This window comes from Actinomadura parmotrematis, from assembly GCF_019458805.1.
GTDB lineage: Bacteria > Actinomycetota > Actinomycetes > Streptosporangiales > Streptosporangiaceae > Spirillospora > Spirillospora parmotrematis.
In genome coordinates, this window is record NZ_JAIBOA010000009.1 from 200166 (window position 1) to 219518 (window position 19353).

Annotated in this window: 19 protein-coding genes; 8 read left to right on the forward strand and 11 right to left on the reverse strand. The window is 75.5% G+C overall.

The window, feature by feature from the left end:
• Positions 1-5: 5 nt before the first annotated feature.
• A complete protein-coding gene (locus K1Y72_RS37170; protein WP_220167180.1) occupies positions 6-1967 on the reverse strand; it encodes a UvrD-helicase domain-containing protein in 1962 nt (653 codons plus the stop codon).
• A gap of 259 nt (positions 1968-2226) precedes the next feature.
• On the opposite strand from K1Y72_RS37170, the gene K1Y72_RS16325 reads away from it, so the two are divergent.
• Positions 2227-3660, forward strand: a complete 1434-nt coding sequence (locus K1Y72_RS16325; protein WP_220167181.1) for a sigma-70 family RNA polymerase sigma factor — start codon at positions 2227-2229, stop codon at positions 3658-3660.
• Here the strand turns inward: K1Y72_RS16325 and K1Y72_RS16330 are convergent, their stop codons facing one another.
• Positions 3661-4920: a PucR family transcriptional regulator gene (locus K1Y72_RS16330; RefSeq protein WP_220167182.1), complete on the reverse strand. Its 1260-nt coding sequence runs from the start codon at positions 4918-4920 to the stop codon at positions 3661-3663.
• Between the two features lie 144 nt (positions 4921-5064).
• Between K1Y72_RS16330 and K1Y72_RS16335 the strand changes: the two genes are divergently transcribed.
• The 4 genes from K1Y72_RS16335 to K1Y72_RS16350 all read left to right on the forward strand — a co-directional run bounded on the left by K1Y72_RS16335 (position 5065) and on the right by K1Y72_RS16350 (position 6663).
• On the forward strand, positions 5065-5292 hold the full coding sequence (locus tag K1Y72_RS16335) for a hypervirulence associated TUDOR domain-containing protein (RefSeq protein WP_220167183.1): 228 nt from the start codon (positions 5065-5067) through the stop codon (positions 5290-5292).
• Positions 5289-5618: a DUF3140 domain-containing protein gene (locus K1Y72_RS16340; protein ID WP_220167184.1), complete on the forward strand. Its 330-nt coding sequence runs from the start codon at positions 5289-5291 to the stop codon at positions 5616-5618. Before K1Y72_RS16335 ends, K1Y72_RS16340 begins: the two co-directional genes overlap by 4 nt.
• 85 nt (positions 5619-5703) lie before the next feature.
• Positions 5704-6273 carry a TIGR03086 family metal-binding protein gene (locus K1Y72_RS16345; RefSeq protein ID WP_220167185.1) on the forward strand — a complete coding sequence of 190 codons (570 nt, stop codon included), beginning with the start codon at positions 5704-5706 and terminating at the stop codon, positions 6271-6273.
• Between the two features lie 18 nt (positions 6274-6291).
• The gene (locus K1Y72_RS16350) at positions 6292-6663 is read left to right on the forward strand and encodes a YchJ family protein (protein WP_220167186.1); all 372 of its coding nucleotides are present in this window, start codon (positions 6292-6294) and stop codon (positions 6661-6663) included.
• On the opposite strand, the gene K1Y72_RS16355 is transcribed toward K1Y72_RS16350, so the two are convergent.
• The gene (locus K1Y72_RS16355; protein WP_220167187.1) at positions 6642-7352 is read right to left on the reverse strand and encodes a response regulator transcription factor; all 711 of its coding nucleotides are present in this window, start codon (positions 7350-7352) and stop codon (positions 6642-6644) included. The genes K1Y72_RS16350 and K1Y72_RS16355 overlap by 22 nt on opposite strands.
• Entirely contained in the window at positions 7349-7609 is a 261-nt protein-coding gene (locus K1Y72_RS16360) for a hypothetical protein (protein WP_220167188.1), read from the reverse strand. Before K1Y72_RS16360 ends, K1Y72_RS16355 begins: the two co-directional genes overlap by 4 nt.
• 110 nt (positions 7610-7719) lie before the next feature.
• Here K1Y72_RS16360 and K1Y72_RS16365 point away from each other — a divergent pair, with 110 nt between their 5' ends.
• Positions 7720-9051 (forward strand): HAMP domain-containing sensor histidine kinase, encoded by a 1332-nt coding sequence (locus K1Y72_RS16365; protein WP_220167189.1) that lies wholly within the window; start codon positions 7720-7722, stop codon positions 9049-9051.
• 17 nt (positions 9052-9068) lie between these two features.
• Here K1Y72_RS16365 and K1Y72_RS16370 read toward each other — a convergent pair whose 3' ends face one another.
• On the reverse strand, positions 9069-10208 hold the full coding sequence (locus K1Y72_RS16370; protein ID WP_220167190.1) for an alpha/beta hydrolase: 1140 nt from the start codon (positions 10206-10208) through the stop codon (positions 9069-9071).
• A 259-nt stretch (positions 10209-10467) separates the two neighbouring features.
• Here K1Y72_RS16370 and K1Y72_RS16375 point away from each other — a divergent pair, with 259 nt between their 5' ends.
• Complete coding sequence (locus tag K1Y72_RS16375; RefSeq protein ID WP_220167191.1) at positions 10468-11310, forward strand: class I SAM-dependent methyltransferase; 843 nt, start codon at positions 10468-10470, stop codon at positions 11308-11310.
• Between the two features lie 17 nt (positions 11311-11327).
• Here K1Y72_RS16375 and K1Y72_RS16380 read toward each other — a convergent pair whose 3' ends face one another.
• The gene (locus K1Y72_RS16380) at positions 11328-12509 is read right to left on the reverse strand and encodes a low temperature requirement protein A (RefSeq protein ID WP_220167192.1); all 1182 of its coding nucleotides are present in this window, start codon (positions 12507-12509) and stop codon (positions 11328-11330) included.
• Positions 12510-12621: 112 nt separating this feature from the next.
• Positions 12622-14511: an ABC transporter ATP-binding protein gene (locus tag K1Y72_RS16385; RefSeq protein WP_220167193.1), complete on the reverse strand. Its 1890-nt coding sequence runs from the start codon at positions 14509-14511 to the stop codon at positions 12622-12624.
• Positions 14512-14689: 178 nt separating this feature from the next.
• On the opposite strand from K1Y72_RS16385, the gene K1Y72_RS16390 reads away from it, so the two are divergent.
• The gene (locus tag K1Y72_RS16390) at positions 14690-15844 is read left to right on the forward strand and encodes an aminotransferase class V-fold PLP-dependent enzyme (protein WP_220167194.1); all 1155 of its coding nucleotides are present in this window, start codon (positions 14690-14692) and stop codon (positions 15842-15844) included.
• A 40-nt stretch (positions 15845-15884) separates the two neighbouring features.
• Here K1Y72_RS16390 and K1Y72_RS16395 read toward each other — a convergent pair whose 3' ends face one another.
• From K1Y72_RS16395 to K1Y72_RS16410, 4 genes are all read right to left on the reverse strand, one after another.
• Entirely contained in the window at positions 15885-16919 is a 1035-nt protein-coding gene (locus tag K1Y72_RS16395; RefSeq protein ID WP_220167195.1) for an LCP family protein, read from the reverse strand.
• Positions 16916-17503, reverse strand: coding sequence for an RNA polymerase sigma factor (locus K1Y72_RS16400; RefSeq protein WP_220167196.1), 588 nt, complete (start codon positions 17501-17503; stop codon positions 16916-16918). Before K1Y72_RS16400 ends, K1Y72_RS16395 begins: the two co-directional genes overlap by 4 nt.
• A gap of 250 nt (positions 17504-17753) precedes the next feature.
• Entirely contained in the window at positions 17754-18788 is a 1035-nt protein-coding gene (locus K1Y72_RS16405; RefSeq protein ID WP_220167197.1) for a hypothetical protein, read from the reverse strand.
• 36 nt (positions 18789-18824) lie between these two features.
• Entirely contained in the window at positions 18825-19298 is a 474-nt protein-coding gene (locus K1Y72_RS16410) for a hypothetical protein (RefSeq protein WP_220167198.1), read from the reverse strand.
• Positions 19299-19353 lie beyond the last annotated feature (55 nt).

Genomic DNA, 19353 nt, shown 5'->3' on the forward strand with positions numbered 1-19353 from the left:
GTCCGTCAGTCCGAACCCTGGACGGAGCCGAGCCAGAGGAGGTCGCGGGCTCGGGTCATGGCGACGAAGAGCTGGCGGCGGGCGAGTTCGGCGCGTTCGGTGTCGGGGGCGGTGGCGGGTGGGGACGCGGGCAGGTCGGCGTTGTGGCGGGGGAGGTAGACCTGCTTGAACTCCAGGCCCTTCGCGCGGATGTAGGTGCCGAGCTTGACGGCCTCGGCGGGGGTGGCGTCGTACTGGTCCAGGCGGAGGACGGGGACGCCGGCGCGGGTCAGGAGGGCGGCGTAGCGGTCGACGTCGCGGTTGGTGCGGCAGAGGACGGCGGCGCCGGAGGGATCCGGCAGGGCGGTCAGGGCCTCGGTGAGGAGGCGGTCGTGGTCGGCCAGGGTCGGGGCCTCGGCGCGGACGACGCCGCCCTTGTGGTACGTCGGTTCGACGGTGCGGCGGCCGTCGGGGCGCGGGCCGTCCAGGTCGTCGAAGGGGTCGCCGGACACCAGGTCCAGGGCCGCCTGGAGGATCGGTGCGGCGTTGCGGTAGTTGGTGCGCAGGACCGCGCCGCGGCCGCTGAGGGAGACGCCGGCGTCGGCGAGGCGGTAGCCGCCGGGGTAGACGGCCTGCTGGCCGTCGCCGATGACGAGCAGGCCGTTCGGGGCGTCGCCGGCCAGGGCGTGCAGGAGGCGGACGCCGACGAGGGTGAGGTCCTGCACCTCGTCGACGATCACGGCGGTGTAGGGCGGGTCGGGCGGCGCGTGCTCGACCTCGGCGAGGGCGGCGGACAGCACGTCGTTGAAGTCGTGGACGCCGCGTTCGGCGCGCAGCCGCTCGTACTCCAGGTACAGGTTCCAGACGGCGTCGCGGTGCGCGGGCCGAAGGGCGGTGCGGCGGCCGGGACGGTCGACGGCGCGGTACTGGTGGACGGTCGCCAGGCCGCGCCCCTTGATGACGTGGTCGATCTCCTCCTTCCAGTAGGCGTGGCCGGCGAGGCCGGCCAGGACGCCGTCGCGGCCGGCGCGCATCCAGGCGCGGGAGAAGGCGGTTTCGGCGACGTCGGGCTTCAGGTCGAAGCTCACGTCGCGGGACGCGAGGAGGGTGGTGGCCCAGGCGTGCAGGCTGCTGAACTCCACGTGGCCCGCGCGCGGCGCCATCCGGCCGAACAGTTGCTCTTGGACGCGCGGCAGGTTCCGCGCGTACGTCACGTACAGGACGCGGCCGCCGCGGCCGGCCAGGTGGACGGCGCGGTGCAGGCCGACGACGGTCTTGCCGGTGCCGGCGGGGCCGCTGACGCGGGCCGGGCCCGACCAGTCGCGGCGGACGATGGAGAGCTGGTCGGGGTGCAGGAACGTCATCCAGGTCTCGATGGGGTCGTGCAGCCGCGAGGCGATGATCGACTGCTCGGCCTCCTCGCGGCTGAACAGCGCGTCGGCGGCGTCGGCGGCGGTGGCGGGTCCGGCCAGCGCCTCGGCGGCGAAGCCCGGCAGGTCGTCGGCGAGGTGGTCGGCGACGGCGCGGACGAGGGCGGGCGTGAGGCGCTTCGGCTCGGCCAGCAGGGCCGGGACGGCGGAGGCCGCGGCCACGAGGCGGACGCCGTGGGCGGTGGGCGCGGCCGGGGGCGCGGCGGTGAAGGCCGCGACCGGGTGCACGGCGACCGGGGACATGCCGAGCGCCGCGACCTTCTCCTCCACGATGCGGACGGCGCCCGCCGCGCGCTGCCGGAGGGCGTCGGGGGGCGGATCGGTGAGGACGGCGAAGACGCCTCCCGGGCCGACGAGGACCAGCGGTCCGGCGGGCCAGTCGCGGGCGGCGAGGAGGCGCCAGCCGGCGGCGGTCAGGGTCAGCAGGCCGGCGGCGAGGCGGCGCTGCTCGTCGGTCGCGGCCGTCCAGCGGGCGGCGTGGGCACGGGCGTCGCGGGAGCGGCGCGACAGTTCCAGCGCCTCGGCGCGGGCCCGGTCGCCGCGGGTTCGTGCCGGCATGGTGCGCCTTCCGTCGGGGGTGATGCGGGCGCGGTGGGCGCGGCGTGTCGGCGGCATCACTGATCATTTTTCCTGCGGGTCAGGGGAGGGTCAAGCCTTTTCCTGGGAGGTGCGGGATTTTTCGGGCGGAGGGCGTAACCGATCGTTCGTTCGGGCGTCTTGTTCTTCGGGGCTGTCGTGCCGGTGGCGCGGGAGCCCCAGGGAACCGGCGGTGGGGGTTGTGCGCGGCGCGCCCCGTGGTTTTGATTGCGTGGTGGTTATGGGTGCGGTGCCGGAGTCGGACGCCGAGCTCGTGGCGGCTGCCCGGACGGGCGACGCGCGGGCGTCGGGCGCGCTGTACGAGCGGCATCACGGCGCGGTGCTCGGGTACGCGCGCGGGCTCGTGCGCGACCGGCACACCGCCGAGGACCTGACGAGCGAGGCGTTCACGCGGACGTTCGCGGCGCTGCGCGAGGGCCTCGGGCCGCGCGAGGCGTGCCGGCCCTACCTGTACGCGGCGGTGCGGAACGCGGCGGTGGACTGGGCGCGGGCGGGGCGGCGGACCGTCGTCACCGACGAGGTGGCGCGGTGGGCCGACGGGCCGGTGGACGAGCAGCCCGACGTGGACGAGCTGGACGCGCTGGTGCGGGCGTTCCGGTCGCTGCCCGAGCGGTGGCAGACGGTGCTCTGGCACACCGTGATCGAGGACGAGCCGGTCGCACGGGTCGGCGAGCTGCTCGGGATGCGGCCGGGGGCCGTCGCGCAGCTGTCGTTCCGGGCCCGGGAGGGGCTGCGGCAGGCGTTCCTCGCGGCGAGCGTCGCGGGGCGGCCCGAGTGCGCGGAGTTCACCCGGCAGCTCGCCGCGTCGACGCGGCGGCCGGGGCGGCGCCGGGGCCGGGCGCTGCGGCGGCATCTGGAGACGTGCGCGGACTGCCGGCGGGCGGCCGCGGAGATGGCCGACCTCAACGGGCGGCTGCGCGCCGTGCTGCCCGTCGGGATCTTCGTGGTGGCGGCGGCCGGGGCGGTGAGGGGGAAGGCGGCGGCGCTGTCGCTGTCGGCGTGGGCGCTGCCCGCCGGGATGGTCGGCGCGGCGCTGGTGATCGGCGCGGTCGTCGTCGTCACGGTGGACCCCGGTCCGGCCGGGTCGGGGCCGGTGGTCGCGGGCCCGACGCGGGGGGCGGCGCCGGGCGCGGTGGGGCGGCCGACGGCGGTGCCGCCGGTCGAGGACGCGCCGACGATGGCGACGGTCGTGCAGCCGCGGCGGACGCGGCCGGCGGCGAGCGCGTCCGCGAGCACCGCCGCCGGCGGGACGACGGCGCGGATCCGCAACACCACCCTCCAGTCGTGCCTGGTCCCCGACGGCGGATCGGTGGCGCAGCGCTCCTGCGGCGGCGCGACCGCCAAGTGGCGGCGGACCACCGCGTCCGGCGGGTTCACGCTGGCCAGCGCGGCGACGGGCCAGTGCCTGGCGCGGGGCGAGCAGGCGGCGGGCGTCCCGTGGGAGGGCGGCGCCGAGTACACCGTGGCGCTGGCGCCCTGCGGCGGCCCGAACCAGGTGTGGAAGATCGTCGCGTTCGCGCCGGGCGTCGACCGGCTGGTGAACGGCGACGGCTGGTACCTCCAGGCGAGCTGGTCGGGCCTCGCGGCGCCCGCGCTGAAGCCGTTCTCGTTCGCCGGGATGGCCGCGCAGGGCTGGGCCGTCGAGGGCGCCTGATCAGCCGGTGCGGAGCTGCGCGGCGGGCGGCGCCTCGGCGGCGTTGGCGGTGAGCCAGGCGTGCAGCGCCATGTGCAGTTCGAGCCGGTCGCCGGTGGCGTGCAGGTCGTCGCCGAACAGGTCGCCGAGCTGGCGGAGCCGGTAGCGGACGGTCTGGGCGTGCAGGTGCAGGCGGCCGGCGACCTCGGTGGCGTTGAAGCCGCACTCCAGCGACACCAGCAGCGTCTCGGCGAGCCGGTAGCGCTGCGCGGGGCGGATGTCGAGCAGCGGCGCGAGCCGCCGTTTGATCACGCCCTCGACCAGGTCGCGCTCCTGCATCATCACGATGATCGGCATGTGCCGCTCGGCGACGACCGGCCGGGACGCGTCGATCAGCCCCTCCTCGGCGAGGGCGAGCGCCTGGCGGGCGATGCGGAGCGAGCGCGCGAGCCCGGCCGGCTCCACGACCGGCCCGATCACCGCCGTCCAGCCCTGGAGCTGGCGCTCCAGCGCCCGCTCGCGGCCGGGGCCGTCGGGGTCGGGGACGATCAGGCACGGCTCGGGCAGGTGCAGGCCGAGCAGGACGTCGGGGGCGGGCGCGGGCGGGTGGGCGCCGGCGCCGCGCTCCTTGAGGGCGACGGCGAGGGCGGTGCGCGGCAGCGGCCAGCCCGCCGCCCGCGCCGTCTCGGCCAGCGCCTTGGCGTCGGCGGCGCCGCGGCCGAGGAGCTGGTCGACCAGGCGGCGCCGGTAGTCCGAGCGGGTGTCGGCCGACCGCGTCCGCACCTCGGCGTGGCCCTCGCCGACGGCGGCGGCGAGCTGGTTGATGTAGCCGAACACGGCGTTGACGATCACCGCGACGGTGGCGGCGCTGGCGTTGTGGCCGAGCCGCTCGGCGCGCTCGGTGAGGCGCTCCACGGCGACGCCCGCGCCGATCCGGACGGCGGCCTGCCAGGCGTCCAGCGAGCGCCCCTCGGCGGCCTCGCCGGCGCCGACCTGCCGCCAGAAGCGCAGCACCTCCGACGAGCCGGCGGCGGGGTCGGCCATGAGGTCGAGGAAGTGGCGGATCGCCTGCTCGGTGCCGATCCGCAGGGCGCCGGCGTAGCGGGGGTCCTGGGGGCGCAGGAACTCCGGCAGCGCCTCCTCGATCCGGCCGGCGGCCTCCGCGGCGACCGCCGGGACGTGGTCGCGCAGCTCGGCGGCGATCCGCACCGCGCAGTCCGGCGGCATCCCGAGCTCGATGCGCTGCAGGGGCAGGGGGACCACCTGGCTGGCTTCTGGCATCGGCTGTCTCCTCCACGAAAGCGGCGTGCAGGGGAGACGCGACGGGCGCCGCGCGATTACGGGGATTCGCGAATTTTCCGCATCGACCCTCCCCCGACGGGTACGGAGGGTGATCTGAGCATCCCTTTCGGTGATCGGAGCGGTATGGCGGAGGACGCGGACCTGGAGCGGGGCGACGCGGTGGAGTGGCGGAGCCACGGCGCCCGGGTGCCCGGCGAGGTCGAGAAGGAGATCACGGAGCGGACCGAGGCGGCCGGCCGGACCGTCGACGCGTCCGAGGACGACCCCCAGTACCTCGTGCGCAGCGACAAGTCCGGCAAGGAGGCGGTGCACAAGCCGTCCGCCCTGAAGAAGAAGGGGAAGCGGCGATGAGCGACGACGGGACGGCGCGCGAGGATTTCCGGGAGGCCGTCAACATGGCGCCCGCCGAGCTGGAGAAGTGGCTGGCGACCGACGCGTCCAAGGCGGCGGGGCAGCACAAGGGCGGCGGCGAGGCGACGGGGCACGCGTCGGGGCGGCGGATCGTGGAGATCCTGCGCACCCGCGAGGACGACCTCACCGACGCCGACGTGCGGCACATGCGCAAGGTCGTCGGCTACGTGCACCGGCACCTGGCGCAGCGCCCGTCCGGCGACGTCACCGACACCACCTGGCGGCACTCGCTCATGAACTGGGGGCACGACCCGCTGAAGGGGTGAGGGGCGGGCGGGCCGAACACTGGAACGGAATGCTTCGTTCTGCTATTATGGATCTTGTTCGGCCCCCTCCGGAAAGCAGGCGCAGATGATCCTCTCCCAGGCGCACCAGGCCCTCCGCGACGTCTCCCGCGCCGTCGCCCCCGCCGACCTCGCCAAGCCGACGCCCTGCGCGGACTGGACCGTCGTCCAGGTCCTCCAGCACGCCGCCGGCGACCAGCAGGCGTACGCCGCCTTCCTCGGCGAGGGCGCGATGCCGTCCGAGGACCCGTTCGCCCCGTCCGGCTCCCCCGCGACCGCGCCCGCCGACTTCGTCGAGGAGGCGGTCGCCGCCGCCGAGCGCGCCTGGTCCAAGGTCGACCCGGAGGCGGCCGAGGTGCCCGTCCCGATGCCGCCGAACACGATGAGCGCGAAGGTCGGCGCGGGCGCCTGCGCGCTGGACGCCGCCGTGCACGCCTGGGACGTCGCCGCCGCGGTCGGCCTGCCCTCGCCGATCACGCCGGAGATGGCCCGCGAGCTGCTGCCGATCGCCCGGCAGGTCGTCATCCAGCCGCTCCGCGACTACGGCGCGTTCGGCCCCGTCCTGGACGGCGCCGGCGACGACGTCGCCGAGCTGCTCCGCTTCCTCGGCCGCGACCCGGAGTGGAAGGCGCTGTAGAGGCGCCACAATTGGGCCATGGCCAAGACGAGGATGTGCCCGTGCGGGCTGCCCGCGGCGTACGACGACTGCTGCGGGCGCCTGCATCGGGGCGAGGCGAAGGCGGCGACGGCCGAGCAGCTCATGCGGTCGCGCTACAGCGCCTTCGCCGTCGGTGACTCCCGGTACCTGCTGGAGACCTGGCATCCGGCGACGCGGCCGGTGTCGGTCGACCTCAACCGGCGGACCGTCTGGGAGGGGCTGGAGATCGTCCGGACGGTGGACGGGACGGCGTTCAACCAGGCCGGGACGGTGGAGTTCCGCGCCCGGTACCGGGGCGGCGAGCTGCACGAGGTGAGCCGCTTCGCGCGGGTCGGCGGCGCCTGGGTCTACGTGGACGGCGACTCGTAGCGGTAGCCGCGGCCGCGCAGGGTGGTGATGGTGCCGGGGTCGGCGCCGTGCTGGGCGAGCTTGCGGCGGAGCGCCGAGATGTGCACGTCCAGGGTCTTGGTCGGCCCGAACCAGTTGACGTCCCAGACCTGGTCGATGAGGGTCTCGCGGGTGACGACCTCGCCGGCGCTCGCGACCAGGCAGGCCAGCAGGTCGAACTCCTTCGGCCGCAGCTCGACCTCGGCGCCGTCGAAGGCGGCGCGGCGGGCGGCGAGGTCGAGGGTGAGCGGGCCGCTGGTGACGAACCGCTCGTCGGCGCGGGCGGTGCCGCGGCGCCGCAGGTGCGCGCGGATGCGGGCCATCAGCTCGGTCAGCCGGAACGGCTTGGTGAGGTAGTCGTCGGCGCCGGCGTCGAGCGCGACGACGACCTCGAACTCGCGGGTGCGCGCCGTCAGCACGACGATCACGGTGTCGCGGGCGCGGGCGCGCAGCCGCCGGCAGAGCGCGACGCCGTCCATGTCGGGCAGGCCGAGGTCGAGCAGGACGAGGTCGGGGACGTGGCCGGCGACGCGGTCGAGCGCGTCCGCGCCGGTGCGCGCCCAGTCGGCGGCGTAGCCCTGGGCGCCGAGCGCCTCGGCGAGCTCGCTGCCGATGGCCTGGTCGTCCTCGACGACGAGGATGCCCGCGCCGCTCCTCCCGCCGCCGCTCATGCCCGCGCCGCGCCGGGCCGGGGCGCCACCGGGCCGTCCGGTCGGCCGGGACGCTCGCAGAGGCCCGGCCTGCCGCCCGCCGCGAGGGTCTGGCCCATCGCGTCGGTGACCCGGTCGACCGCCCGCGCCCAGCGCGACGAGCCGTCGCGGCCGGTGTCGGGGCAGCCCGCCGACCGCTCGCGGGCCGGGCCCGCCTGCCCGAGGCCGATCCCCGCCAGGGCCGCCAGCACGGCGGCGGCGACCAGCAGCTTGCGCATCGAACCCCGCTCTCTATAGTCAAGCGTTCTCGCGCGCCACGATAGTGCTGACCGGGTGAGGAACGCCTGCACCACAGGTTACGAGCGCGCTTACCTTCCCGGGAGGGCCGATGGGGGACGCGACGGGGGTGCCGCTGCGCCGCCGGCTGCTGGTGACGATCGCGGGCGTCACGACGCTGGCGGTGGTGCTGCTCACCCTCACCCTGGCGGTGGCGGTGCAGCGGCTGTACCGGAGCGAGGCCGTCGCGACGCTGGAGCGCGACGCGGCCCGCGTCGCGGCGACCGCGCCGGACGACATCGCCGCCCGGCCGCGCCCGGTGGCGCTGCCCGAAGGGCTGAGCGGCGGCATCGTCGTCGGCATCTACCGGGCCGACGGGGCGCGCCTCACCGGGGACGGCCCGGCGGCGTCGCCGGTGGCGGCCGCGACGTCCGACGGCCGCCCGCACCAGGCCGACGAGGCGGGCGTCCTCGCGGTGACGGCGCCGATCCCCTCCGACGAGGGCCGGCGGGCGGTCGTGCGGGTCGGGATGCCCGACGCGGCGGTGGCGCGGCGCACCGACGGCGCGTGGCTGCTCATGGCGGCGTTCGCGCTGGTCGTCATCGGCCTGGCGGTGATGGTGGCGCGCTCGCAGTCGCGGCGGCTGGCGCTGCCGCTGGAGCGGCTGACGGGCGCCGCGCAGGCCCTCGGCGACGGCGATTTCAGCGTCCGGGCGCAGCGGTCGGGGATCCGCGAGGCCGACGAGGCGGGCCGCGCGCTGGAGGTCACCGCACGGCGCCTCGGGACGCTGCTGGACCGCGAGCGGGCGTTCAGCGCGGACGTGTCGCACCAGCTCCGCACCCCGCTGACCGGGCTGCTGCTCGGGCTGGAGGCGGCGCTGGAGCGGCCCGGCGCCGACCTGGAGGCGGCGGCGCGCACGGCGGTGCGGCGCGGCGAGCACCTGCGCGACATCATCGACGACCTGCTGCGGCTCGCCCGCGACGCCGGCCCCGACCGCGAGCCGCTGGACGTCCCGGCGCTGCTGGCCGAGCTGGAGGCGCGCCGCGAGGACGCCGGGCGGCCGCTCACCGTGCGGGCGCACGGGCCGCTGCCGGTGGTGCACGCCACGACGTCGGCGGTGCGGCAGATCCTGGAGGTGCTGGTCGACAACGCGGTGGCGCACGGCGGCGGGCGGATCACCGTGGAGGCGAGCGACATCGGCGGGGGCCTCGCGGTGGACGTGTCCGACGAGGGGCCGGGCGTGGTGGACACCGACGCCGAGGACATCTTCGAGCGGCGCCGGTCGGCGGGCCCCGGCTACGGGATCGGGCTGGCGCTCGCGCGGTCGCTGGCCGAGGCCGAGGGCGGGCGGCTCGTGCTGCGCCGCCTCGCCCCGCCGATCTTCACCCTGCTGCTGCCGGCGGCCGAGCGGCGGCCCGAGCGCGGCGACGCGTCCCCGGCGTAGCCAGAACCGGCGCGGAACTATTGCGCCTTGAGAATGCCGCCGAACCATTCGAGCGTCGCCGGCACCATGCGCCGGAAGGTGCGGAAATTGTGGCCGCCGGATTCGAGGAACAGGCTGTCGGTGCGCATCGGGGGGCGGGCGCCGGCGACGAACCGCTGCGACTGCGCGAAGGTCTGCTCGCCGATCCGGCAGGACGCGACGAGCAGCGAAACGGGCGGCGGCGGCAGGTGCCGCTCGCGCCACAGCAGGTCGTTCTCGTCGCGCAGGCCCCTGCTGCCCCCGTACAGGTCGCCGGTCGTCATGTCCTTGATCGTGGTGAAGTAGCCCGACAGGGACGCGGCGGCGGTGTAGGAGGCGGGGTGCGTCATGGCGACCTTGGCGGCGCAGTAGCCGCCCGTCGAGTCGCCCATGATCCCCCACCCGGCGCGGTCCGTCGCGACGCGGTAGTGGGCCTGGACGGCGAGCGGCACGTCCTCGCCGAAGAAGCTCGCGACCTGCGGGCCGCCCGGCACGTCGGTGCACTCGGTGTCGCGGGGCGGCGCGAGGGTGGGGCGCATCATGACGTAGACGGCGGGCGGGACGCGGCCGCTCCGCTCCCCCTGCCGGACCAGGTCGGGCAGGTGCATGACGCGCAGCAGCGCCGACGGGTGCCCGGGGTAGCCGGTCAGCGCGACGACGACGGGGAACCGGCGGGCGGCGTAGGCGGGCTGGAAGTACTCGGGGGGCAGCAGGACGTAGCCGTCGGCGGGCAGCCCGGTGCTGGCGCCGGTGAAGCGCAGCTCCTCCAGGGCGCCCGCCTTGCGCGGGTCGCGTCCGGCGCCGCCGGGCGGCGCGAGGCGGTGGATGCTGAGCGCCGCGACGGCCGGGACGTGCCCGGCGCGCGCCTCGGCCCGCTGGATCCTGCCCGGGGCGGCGTTGGTGCCGAACAGGTCGTCCCAGCCCGCGTAGAACTCGAAGTGCGCGTTGACGGCGGTGAGGACGGCGAGGAGCGCGGCGGCCTGGACGGCGGCGAGCAGGCCGGTGCGGGCGAGCACCGGGCGGACGCCCCGGCCCCCGAGCCGGGGCCACCGCGCCACCGTGACGGTGCCGAGCGCGAGGACGAGCAGGAACAGCGTCCCGATGAACCACGAGCCGGTGAGCCCCACGAGATCCCCCACGTCCTCGTACGGGACGGGCATGGTCGCCGGCCGGCACCGAAGGCCCCACCCCCATGACGACCACCCGGTGCGAGCGACCGGCCGGCGGCCAGCCCGTCAACGCACACGCTAGGCGGCGGCGGATAAGGCGTGGATCAGCGCAAGGTTAGCATTTCGCTTACCTGCCCCCGCTTTATCGCGACAATGAATTGACGGCACGGTTATCGGAAATTGATGTGCGCCTGATATGATGGCCGGAAAGGCGAATAGCGTGGCCTTCATGGACATCGGAAAGCCCAGCCAGACGGCCCTGTTCGCGACGGCGGCGCGCGCCGCGCACCTGGCCGTCGACCACTCCCCCTTCCTGCTGCGCGACACCGTCGCGGGACCGCTGCTCGGCCCCGCCGCCGACGAGATGATCGGCTACCACCGCGAGCACGGCGACCACATCGTCCTCGCCGGCACCCGGACGCTGACGACGGTGCGGGCCGCGTTCACCGAGCGGCGCCTTTCCGCGAGCGGCGCCGGCCAGTACGTCGTCCTCGGCGCGGGGCTCGACACTTTCGCCCACCGGTCGGCGGGCGGGGTGCGGGTGTTCGAGGTCGACCATCCGGCCACCCAGGAATGGAAGCGCGGGCTGCTCGACGCGGCGGGGATCGTGCCGCCGCCCGGGACGGCCTACGTCCCCGCCGACTTCGAGGAGGGGCCGCCGTGGGACGCGCTCGCCGCCGCCGGCCTGGACGCGTCCCGGCCGGCGCTCGTCGGCTGGCTCGGCGTGAGCGTCTACCTGACTCCCGAGGCGATCGGCGCGACCCTGGCGGGCCTCGCGCGGCACCTCGCGCCGGGGAGCGAGCTCGTCATGGAGTACATGGTGCCGCCCGGGCTGCGCGACGAGACCGGCGAGCAGTACGCGGCGTTCGCCGGGCAGGCCGCCGGCGAGCGCGGCGAGCCCTACCGGACGTTCCTGACACCCGGCGAGGTCGCCGAACTGACGGCCGCGCACGGCCTCACCGTCGTCGAGGACGCGGGGACGCGCGAGGCCGTCCCGGCGGAGCTGTGGGACCGCACGGACGCGCTCCGGCCGTTCGCCTTCGCGCGCCTCGTGCGGGCCGTCGTCGCCTGACTCCCGTGCCCGCGCGCTCAGAGGCCGCCGCGGCGCTGCACGACCTGGAACTCGACGACGTTGAGGACGCCGACGAGCAGCGCGAGCAGCGCCACGGTGGCCAGGGCCGGCAGGTGCGGGGCGGCCGGGAGCAGCGGCAGCACGACGAGCGCGGCGGCCAGGCGCGTCCAGGCCACCTTGCGGAACATCCGCCAGCGCGTGTAGCCGAACGTGGCGAGGTACAGCGCGCAGCCGCCGACGAGCAGCGCGGCCGTGCCGGGGTGCAGGTGCTCGCCGGGACGCCCGACGACGGAGTGCAGGCCCGTCGCGACGATGATGATGGCGACGATGAAGGCGAGGTGGCCGTAGGACAGCACCTGGCGGACGACGTCGGTCTGCACGGCGGCGGTCCGCAGCGCGTGCTGCACGGCGCTCGCGGCGAAGTGGTAGTAGACCCACCACAGCGCGCAGACCAGCGCGAACGCCGCCGCGACGGCGCCGAGCAGCCCCGCCGACAGGTGCGGGGCCGCCGCTGCGGCGGCGCCGGTCGCGACGACGGACTCGCCCATGGCGATGAGCAGGAACAGGCCGAACCGCTCGGGCATGTGCCCGGGGTCGAAGCGCAGGCCCATGAGGCGCGACCGCAGCAGGCGCGGCGTCAGCAGGTCGGTGGCGCCCGCCAGCGCCCAGAGCAGGACGCGCACGCCGGCGTCGTCCACCAGGCCGCCCGCGAGGAGCAGCGGGCCGCTGACGACGACGGCGACGCTGAACGGGCTCAGCGTCCACCAGCGGCGGCCGAGCATGAGCGCCGCCAGCAGCAGCCGCGCGGCGCAGTAGGACGCGCCGAACAGCAGGCCGCGGTCACCGTAGGCGAGCGGCGTGGCGAGAGCCATGAACAGGGCGCAGAGGCCGATCGCGAACACCGCGACGCGCGCGGCGGGCCGCTCCGCGTCGCGCGTGTCGGCATGCACCGACGTGCCGACCCACGCCCAGTACACGGGCACGAACACCACCAGGGCCCGCGCCGCGCCCGCCCAGGAGTGGTCGTGGTGCAGCAGCGCCGACACCTGGGTGACGGCGAAGACGAACACCAGGTCGAAGAACAGCTCCGCCCACTCGACCCTCTTGGGCTCCCCCGCCCCGCCTGCCGGGGGCGGGACGAGGAGGGGCGGCTCCGGGTCGGGCGGAACGGTGCCGTCCGGGTCGGTACGGGCGTCCATGGGCGTCCTTGGGGGTCGGGAGCCGGACGAGCGGCACCCTAACCCGGGCGATCGGCCGCCTGCCACGCTTTTCCGGCATACCGGCCGGGCGTGGCGCGATCGGGTTAAGGGGCTAGGGAGCGGGCTGGAGGGCGGGGGCGGGGGCGTCGGCGAACTGGGTGGTGTGCAGCTCGGTGTAGCGGCCGTTGCGGGCGAGGAGCTCGTCGTGGGTGCCGCGCTCGACGATCCGGCCGGCCTCCACGACGAGGATCTGGTCGGCGGCGCGGACGGTGGACAGCCGGTGCGCGATCACGATGGCGGTGCGGCCCGCGAGGGCCTCGGCGAGGGCCTCCTGGACGGCGGCCTCGGAGGTGGAGTCCAGGTGCGCGGTCGCCTCGTCCAGGACGACCACGCGGGGGCGGGCCAGGAGCAGCCGGGCGATGGTGAGGCGCTGGCGCTCGCCACCCGACAGCCGGTAGCCGCGCTCGCCGACGATCGTGTCCAGTCCGTCGGGCAGCGCGTCGACGAGGCCGTCCAGGCGGGCGCGGCGGAGCGCGTCGCGCAGGTCGCCGTCGGTGGCGTCCGGCCGGGCCAGCAGCAGGTTGGCGCGGATCGACTCGTGGAACAGGTGGCCGTCCTGGGTGACCATGCCGAGGGTGTCGCGGAGGGCCGCGAACGACAGGTCGCGGACGTCGACGCCGCCGAGCCGGACGGCGCCCGCGTCGGGGTCGTAGAGGCGCGGCAGGAGCTGCGCGATGGTGGACTTGCCCGCGCCCGACGACCCGACGAGCGCGATCATCTCGCCGGGCCCGGCGCGGAACGACACCTCGTGCAGGACGTCCACGCCGCCGCGCCCGTCGAGCGCGGCGACCTCCTCCAGGGAGGCGAGGGACACCTTGTCGGCGGCGGGGTAGGCGAAGGTCACGCCGTCGAACTCGACGGCGACCGGGCCGCCCGGGACGGTGCGGGCGTCCGGGCGCTCGGCCACCAGCGGCTCCAGGTCGAGGACCTCGAAGACCCGCTCGAACCCCACCAGCGCCGACATGACCTCGACGCGGGCGCCGGCGAGGGCGGTGAGCGGCGCGTACAGGCGGGTGAGCAGCAGGGCGAGGGCGACGACGGCGCCCGCGTCGAGCGAGCCGCGCAGCGACAGCCAGCCGCCGAGGCCGTAGACGAGGGCGAGCGCGAGCGCCGACACGACGGTGAGCGCGGTGATGAACACGTGCTGGACCATCGCGGTGCGCACGCCGATGTCGTGGACGCGGCGGGCGCGGGCGGCGAACTCGGCGGACTCGCGGTCGGGGCAGCCGAACAGCTTGACCAGCGTCGCGCCGGGGGCGGAGAACCGCTCGGTCATCTGGGTGCTCATCGCGGCGTCGTGCTCGGCGGCCTCGCGCTCCATCCCGGCGAGGCGCGCGCCCATGCGGCGGGCGGGCAGCACGAACACCGGCAGCAGCACGAGCGCGAGCAGGGTGACCTGCCACGAGATGCTCAGCATCACCGCGAGCGTGAGCAGCAGCGTCACCAGGTTGCTGACGACGCCCGACAGGGTGTCGCTGAACGCGCGCTGCGCGCCGATGACGTCGTTGTTGAGGCGGCTGACGAGGGCGCCGGTGCGGGTGCGGGTGAAGAACGCGACCGGCATCCGCTGCACGTGGTCGAAGACGGCGGTGCGCAGGTCGAGGATGAGGCCCTCGCCGATGCGCGCCGACAGCCACCGGTTGAGCAGGCCGAGGCCGCCCTCGGCGAGCGCCAGCCCGGCGATCAGCAGGGCGAGGGCGGCGACGAGCCCGGCGTCCTTCCCCGTCACGATGGCGTCGACGGCGCGGCCGGCGAGCACCGGCGTGGCGACGGCCGTCACCGCGAGCGCCACGCTGAGCGCGAGGAACGTCGCGATCAGGCGGCGGCGCGGCCGGGCGAAGGCGCCGACGCGGCGCAGCGTGGCGCGCGAGAAGGGCCGCCGCCCGCTCTGCCGGTTCATGGCGTGGTGCAGGGACGTCCACGCCGTCGCTTCCATGTCCATCGGTGCCGCCCCGTCGCTCGAAGTGCTCTCGGATGCCCCCATGCTCGGACCTCGACCTTGGTCGAGGTCAACCACAGAGTGATCAAGCTCACGCGTCCCGCCTGCTCTCCGAGGGTCTCCCGGGGGTCTGACATTTTCGGGACGGCGCTTGAATGGCGGGAAAGGAAAGGTGATCACCATGGACGTGCAGGCGCTGCGAGCCGAGACCCCCGGCTGCGCTCGGGTCGCCCATCTGAACAACGCCGGCGCCGCGCTGCCTCCGGCACCCGTGCTGGACGCGGTGCGGGCGCACCTGGAACTGGAGGCGACGATCGGCGGCTACGAGGCGCAGGAGGCCGCGGCCGCGGAGATCGCGCGCTTCTACGACGCGGCCGCCGCGCTCGTCGGCGCCTCCCCCGCCGAGATCGCCTACGTGGAGAACGCGACGCGGGCCTGGGACATGGCCTTCTACTCGATCCCGTTCGCGCCCGGCGACCGCATCCTGACGACCGCCAGCGAGTACTCCAGCAACGCCATCGCCTACCAGCAGGTGGCGCGGGCGCGCGGCGCCGTCGTCGAGGCGCTGCCGGACGACGCGCACGGCCAGGTGTGCCTGGAGGCGCTGGAGAAGGCGCTGCGGGCGGGCGGCGTCCGGCTGGTGTCGCTGAACCACGTGCCGTCGCAGAACGGGCTGGTCAACCCGGTCGCCGAGGTGGGGCGGCTCTGCCGGGCGGCGGGCGTGCCGTTCCTGCTGGACGCCTGCCAGTCCCTCGGGCAGCTTCCGGTGGACGTCGACGAGATCGGCTGCGACATGCTGTCGGCGACCGGCCGCAAGTTCCTGCGCGGCCCGCGCGGCACCGGCTTCCTGTACGTGCGGAAGTCCGTGCTGGAGTCGCTGGAACCGCCGTTCCTGGATCTGCAGGCGGCCGAGTGGCACCCCTCCGGCGACGTGGAGATCGTCCCGGACGCGCGGCGGTTCGAGACGTGGGAGCGCTTCATGGCCGGACAGATCGGATTGGGTGTCGCGATCGACTACGCACTGTCACTAGGGCTGGAGGAGATCCGCGCGCGGGTGGACCCGCTGGCGGGGCGGCTCCGGGACTCCCTCGCGGGCCATAAAGGTGTGACGGTGCTGGATAGAGGGATCGAACGGTCCGGGATTGTCACCTTCACGGTCGAGGGCCGCGAGCCCGACGAGATCAAGCACGCGCTGCGGGAGCGCGGCGTCAACGTGAACGTGACCCACCCGAGCGGGCACGGCTACGACCCGAACCTCGCCCCGGAGGCGGTGCGCGCGTCGGTGCACTACTACAACACCGAGGACGAGCTGGAACGGGTGCTGGAGGTGCTGTGACGGGCGCGCCCCGCCCCTGTGCAGGGGCGGGGCGCGTCCGTCATTTGAGCTGCGCGAACAGCCGGCCGGCCTGGGGCTGCTTCAGCTCCAACCGGGCCGGGTCGGCGGCGGCCGGCCGCAAGGGGACGGTGGTGAACGCGACGTCGGCGGGGTCCGTCCTCGCCAGGCTGCGGGCGAGGCCCAGCATCTCGACCTTGCCCATGGCGGGGGTGACCGCCAGCGACGAGGCGAGCGCCTCGACGATCCGGCCCATCCTGACGGGGTCGGTGAGCGCGCCGGCGTCCGTCAGCCTGCGGACCACCTCGGCGAGGACCTGCTGCTGCCGCTTGACGCGCGCCAGGTCCGAGCCGTCGCCGAGGCCGTGCCGGGCGCGCACGTAGGCGAGGGCCGCCTCGCCGCGCAGGAGGTGCCGGCCGGCGGACAGGCGGAGGCCGGACGCGGGGTCGTTCACGCTTTTCGGGAGGGTGACGCGGATGCCGCCGACGGCGTTCACCACCGTCACGAAACCGGTGAAGTCGATCACCATGGTGCGGTCGGGGCGGACCGCGGTGGCCTTCTCCACGGCCTGGGCGGCGCAGGCGGCGCCGCCCGCGGAGAACGCCGCGTTGAGCATGATCCGGCCCCTGCTCGCGACGCCGCGCGTGCAGGGCACGGACGGGACGAGCAGGTCGCGGGGCAGGCTGACGGCCCGGACGGACTTGCGGTCGGCGGGCAGGTGGACGAGCAGCAGGGTGTCGGAGCGGGCCGTGCGGACGGGCCCGTCCGTCCCGGCGCCGGCGCCCGCGCCCGTCCGGGCGTCCGAACCGAGCAGGAGGATGGTGAGGGGCCGGCCGGCGGTACCGGCGGTGGTGCCGGCGCGCGGCTCCGGCCGGTCGCGCGGGAGCAGCGCCGGGACGAGGACGAGCGCGGCGGTGGCCGCGGCGACGACGGACAGCAGCGTCCAGGTGCCGCGGCGGGAGCGGCGCCGGGCGGCCCGCCCGGCGAGGCGGGCGCGCTGGCGGACGAGCGAGGCGGGCGGCGGGCTCTCCAGCTCGCGGCCGAGCTCGCGGAGCGCGTGCAGGTCGTCCATGGTCATGCCTCCTCGCTCATCGGGTCGGTGCCGCCGAGCGCGGCGCGCACCTTGCGGCGGGCCCGGTGCAGCCGGGACCGGACCGTCCCGACCGGAACGCCGAGGGCCTGCGCGGCCTCGGCGTAGGACAGGTCGCCCCACGCGACGAGCAGCAGCACGTCGCGGTCGCGGCGCGGCAGCGCGGCGAGCGCCGCGGCGAGCGCCGGGCGGGACGCGCCCGCGGTGACGAGCGCGGCGACGTCGTCGGCGGGCGACTGCACGTGCGGCTCGACGGGGCTGCGGCGCAGCGCCCGGTAGCGGGCCGCTTCGCCGCGGTGGTGGCGGGAGACCAGCTTGGTCGCGATGCCGAACAGCCAGGGCCGCGCGTCCGTGTAGGCCAGGTCGTAGCGGTGGCGGCGGCTGAAGGCGACCAGGAACGTCTCCCCGACCACGTCCTCGGCCGGCTCGGGGCCGAGGCGGCGGGAGACGTAGCGGTAGAGCATCGCGGCGTAGCGGTCGAACAGCGCGGCGAACGCCTCGGGCTCTTGCAGCGACCGTTCGATGAGCCGGGCATCGGACTCGGCGGTGCCCAGGTCGGGGGGTGCGGTCATCGCGGACACCATGGCATGCGGACCGGCCTTCCCATGCGAGAGACAGTGATATGACGGACATGTCTCGCCACTCGGCCGCATTCGGGTTCACGCCGGCCCGCTTTTCTTGATCTCCAATTCATAACAAAGCGAACTTTCCGGCTAAGCTGCGCATCCTTCGAGAGGATGCGGGGGTCTCTTCCCGGGGCTCCCGGGTGAACGGACCGCCCCGCCCCCCGCCCGCACCGTCCGCGGTGGTGAACCACCGCGTTCAGGTCGTATCGGGCCGCAACCGAGCCGCAGAGCCGAGGAGGTCGCCGTGCGCGAACCGGGTTCCACCGATCCGTCCCGGTCCGGGGACGAGCCGCGGGAGCACTCGCGGACGGTCGAGTTCGGCGTGCCCGAGGGCGATCCCACCAAGACCTCGCAGGACATCAGCCCCTGGTTCACCCCGCGCCGCAGGCCGGCTGCGGCCGAGCCCGCGCCCGCCGAGGCCGAGGCGACCCCGCAGGCCCCGCCGAGCGCGCCCCCCGGGAACCCGGCCGACGCGACGGACCCCACAGACGCCGACGACGCGGCACGCGAGGACGACCCGGCGGACGAGGCCGGGCGACCGAACATCGAACTGCGCCTGGAGCAGCCGTCGGCCCCCGGGACCACTGAGCCCTCTGAGTCTGAGACCGCCGAGCGTGGCGACGCCGAGGAAGACCCGGCGCCCGCCGCTGAGCCCGCTCCCGAACCCCAGCCCGGCGACGGCGCGGAGAGCGTTCAGCACGAGCAGCCGGAGCCCGGCGAGGAGCAGCCCGGCGGAACACCCCGCGAGCCTCAGAACGAGCGGACCACACGCGAGAGCGACGAGCCCCAGCAGCAAGAGCAGCAGGCGGACGCCCCCGAGCAGCGCGCGCCGCTCGCCCAAGAGGACGCCCAGCAGTTTGGGCAGGAGCCGCATCCCGCCGGCGAACCGGCCACGAGAGCGGGTGCCGAGCGCCAAGCTGACGCTGAGCAGCCCGCACAACAGCCGGACGAGCACGCACAGCGCGCCCCGGCAGAAGACGCGCGACGCCCCCAGCAGGGACCGCGAGCCGACGAAGACCCGGTCATGCCGCAAAGCGACAAGAACGGCGCCGAGCCGCAGTCCGCAGATGAGCGGATCGTGCCACCGTCGAGTGACGAGCCTGAGCAGCCGGAGCGAGCGGACGGGCGTGCGCAGCGCGAGCCCGAGGAAGACGCGGCTACGCCGCAGCCTCAGAGTGGAGCGACCCGGCCGCACCGGCTTCCCGAGGAAGACGGCGCGCAGGAGCAGCACGCCGCAGACGCGCGGACGCCGCGTGGGAGCGAACCCTCAAGGCAAGACCAGCCGACCGACGAGCGCGCGCAACATGACCCTAGGGAGGGCGCGCAACGTCCCGGGCAAACGGGAACGCCAGGCGACGCGCTCCAACAAGGACGTCTGAGCGAAGCCAAGACCCCGCGCGAAAGCGAAGAGCCTCGCGCGGGCGAGCAGGAGCAGCGCGGACCCGAGGAAAGCGCGCAGGAGCGGCCTGCGCGCGAGCAGGACACGCGCGAAAGCGGGGAGCATCGCGCCGCGCCCCGGCCGCAGCAGCCGCACGGCGGCGAGCGTGAGCGCGAGCCTAGTGAGGGCACGCAGGAGCGGCGGCCTGCTCACGAGCAGGACACGCGCCAAAGCGGCGAACACCGCGCTGCCCCTCGGCCGCAGCAGCCGCACGCGGGTGAGCGTGAGCGGCGCGGGCCTGGGGAAGGCACGCAGGAGCGGCGTCCCGAGCAGGGACGAGAGCCGCAGCAGAGTGGAGAGCACCGCGCTGAGCCTCAGCGGCGTGAGCCGAGCGGGCCTGCGGGAGGTGCGCGAGAGA

Coding starts and splice junctions, on each gene's coding strand:
- K1Y72_RS16385 (WP_220167193.1), bottom strand. CDS start 14,511: ATGGACATGGAAGCGACGGCGTGGACGTCCCTGCACCACGCCATGAAC.
- K1Y72_RS16380 (WP_220167192.1), bottom strand. CDS start 12,509: ATGGACGCCCGTACCGACCCGGACGGCACCGTTCCGCCCGACCCGGAG.
- K1Y72_RS16340 (WP_220167184.1), top strand. CDS start 5,289: ATGAGCGACGACGGGACGGCGCGCGAGGATTTCCGGGAGGCCGTCAAC.
- K1Y72_RS16335 (WP_220167183.1), top strand. CDS start 5,065: ATGGCGGAGGACGCGGACCTGGAGCGGGGCGACGCGGTGGAGTGGCGG.
- K1Y72_RS16325 (WP_220167181.1), top strand. CDS start 2,227: ATGGGTGCGGTGCCGGAGTCGGACGCCGAGCTCGTGGCGGCTGCCCGG.
- K1Y72_RS16360 (WP_220167188.1), bottom strand. CDS start 7,609: ATGCGCAAGCTGCTGGTCGCCGCCGCCGTGCTGGCGGCCCTGGCGGGG.
- K1Y72_RS16400 (WP_220167196.1), bottom strand. CDS start 17,503: ATGACCGCACCCCCCGACCTGGGCACCGCCGAGTCCGATGCCCGGCTC.
- K1Y72_RS16395 (WP_220167195.1), bottom strand. CDS start 16,919: ATGACCATGGACGACCTGCACGCGCTCCGCGAGCTCGGCCGCGAGCTG.
- K1Y72_RS16390 (WP_220167194.1), top strand. CDS start 14,690: ATGGACGTGCAGGCGCTGCGAGCCGAGACCCCCGGCTGCGCTCGGGTC.
- K1Y72_RS16365 (WP_220167189.1), top strand. CDS start 7,720: ATGGGGGACGCGACGGGGGTGCCGCTGCGCCGCCGGCTGCTGGTGACG.
- K1Y72_RS16350 (WP_220167186.1), top strand. CDS start 6,292: ATGGCCAAGACGAGGATGTGCCCGTGCGGGCTGCCCGCGGCGTACGAC.
- K1Y72_RS16345 (WP_220167185.1), top strand. CDS start 5,704: ATGATCCTCTCCCAGGCGCACCAGGCCCTCCGCGACGTCTCCCGCGCC.
- K1Y72_RS16355 (WP_220167187.1), bottom strand. CDS start 7,352: ATGAGCGGCGGCGGGAGGAGCGGCGCGGGCATCCTCGTCGTCGAGGAC.
- K1Y72_RS16375 (WP_220167191.1), top strand. CDS start 10,468: ATGGACATCGGAAAGCCCAGCCAGACGGCCCTGTTCGCGACGGCGGCG.
- K1Y72_RS16330 (WP_220167182.1), bottom strand. CDS start 4,920: ATGCCAGAAGCCAGCCAGGTGGTCCCCCTGCCCCTGCAGCGCATCGAG.
- K1Y72_RS37170 (WP_220167180.1), bottom strand. CDS start 1,967: ATGCCGGCACGAACCCGCGGCGACCGGGCCCGCGCCGAGGCGCTGGAA.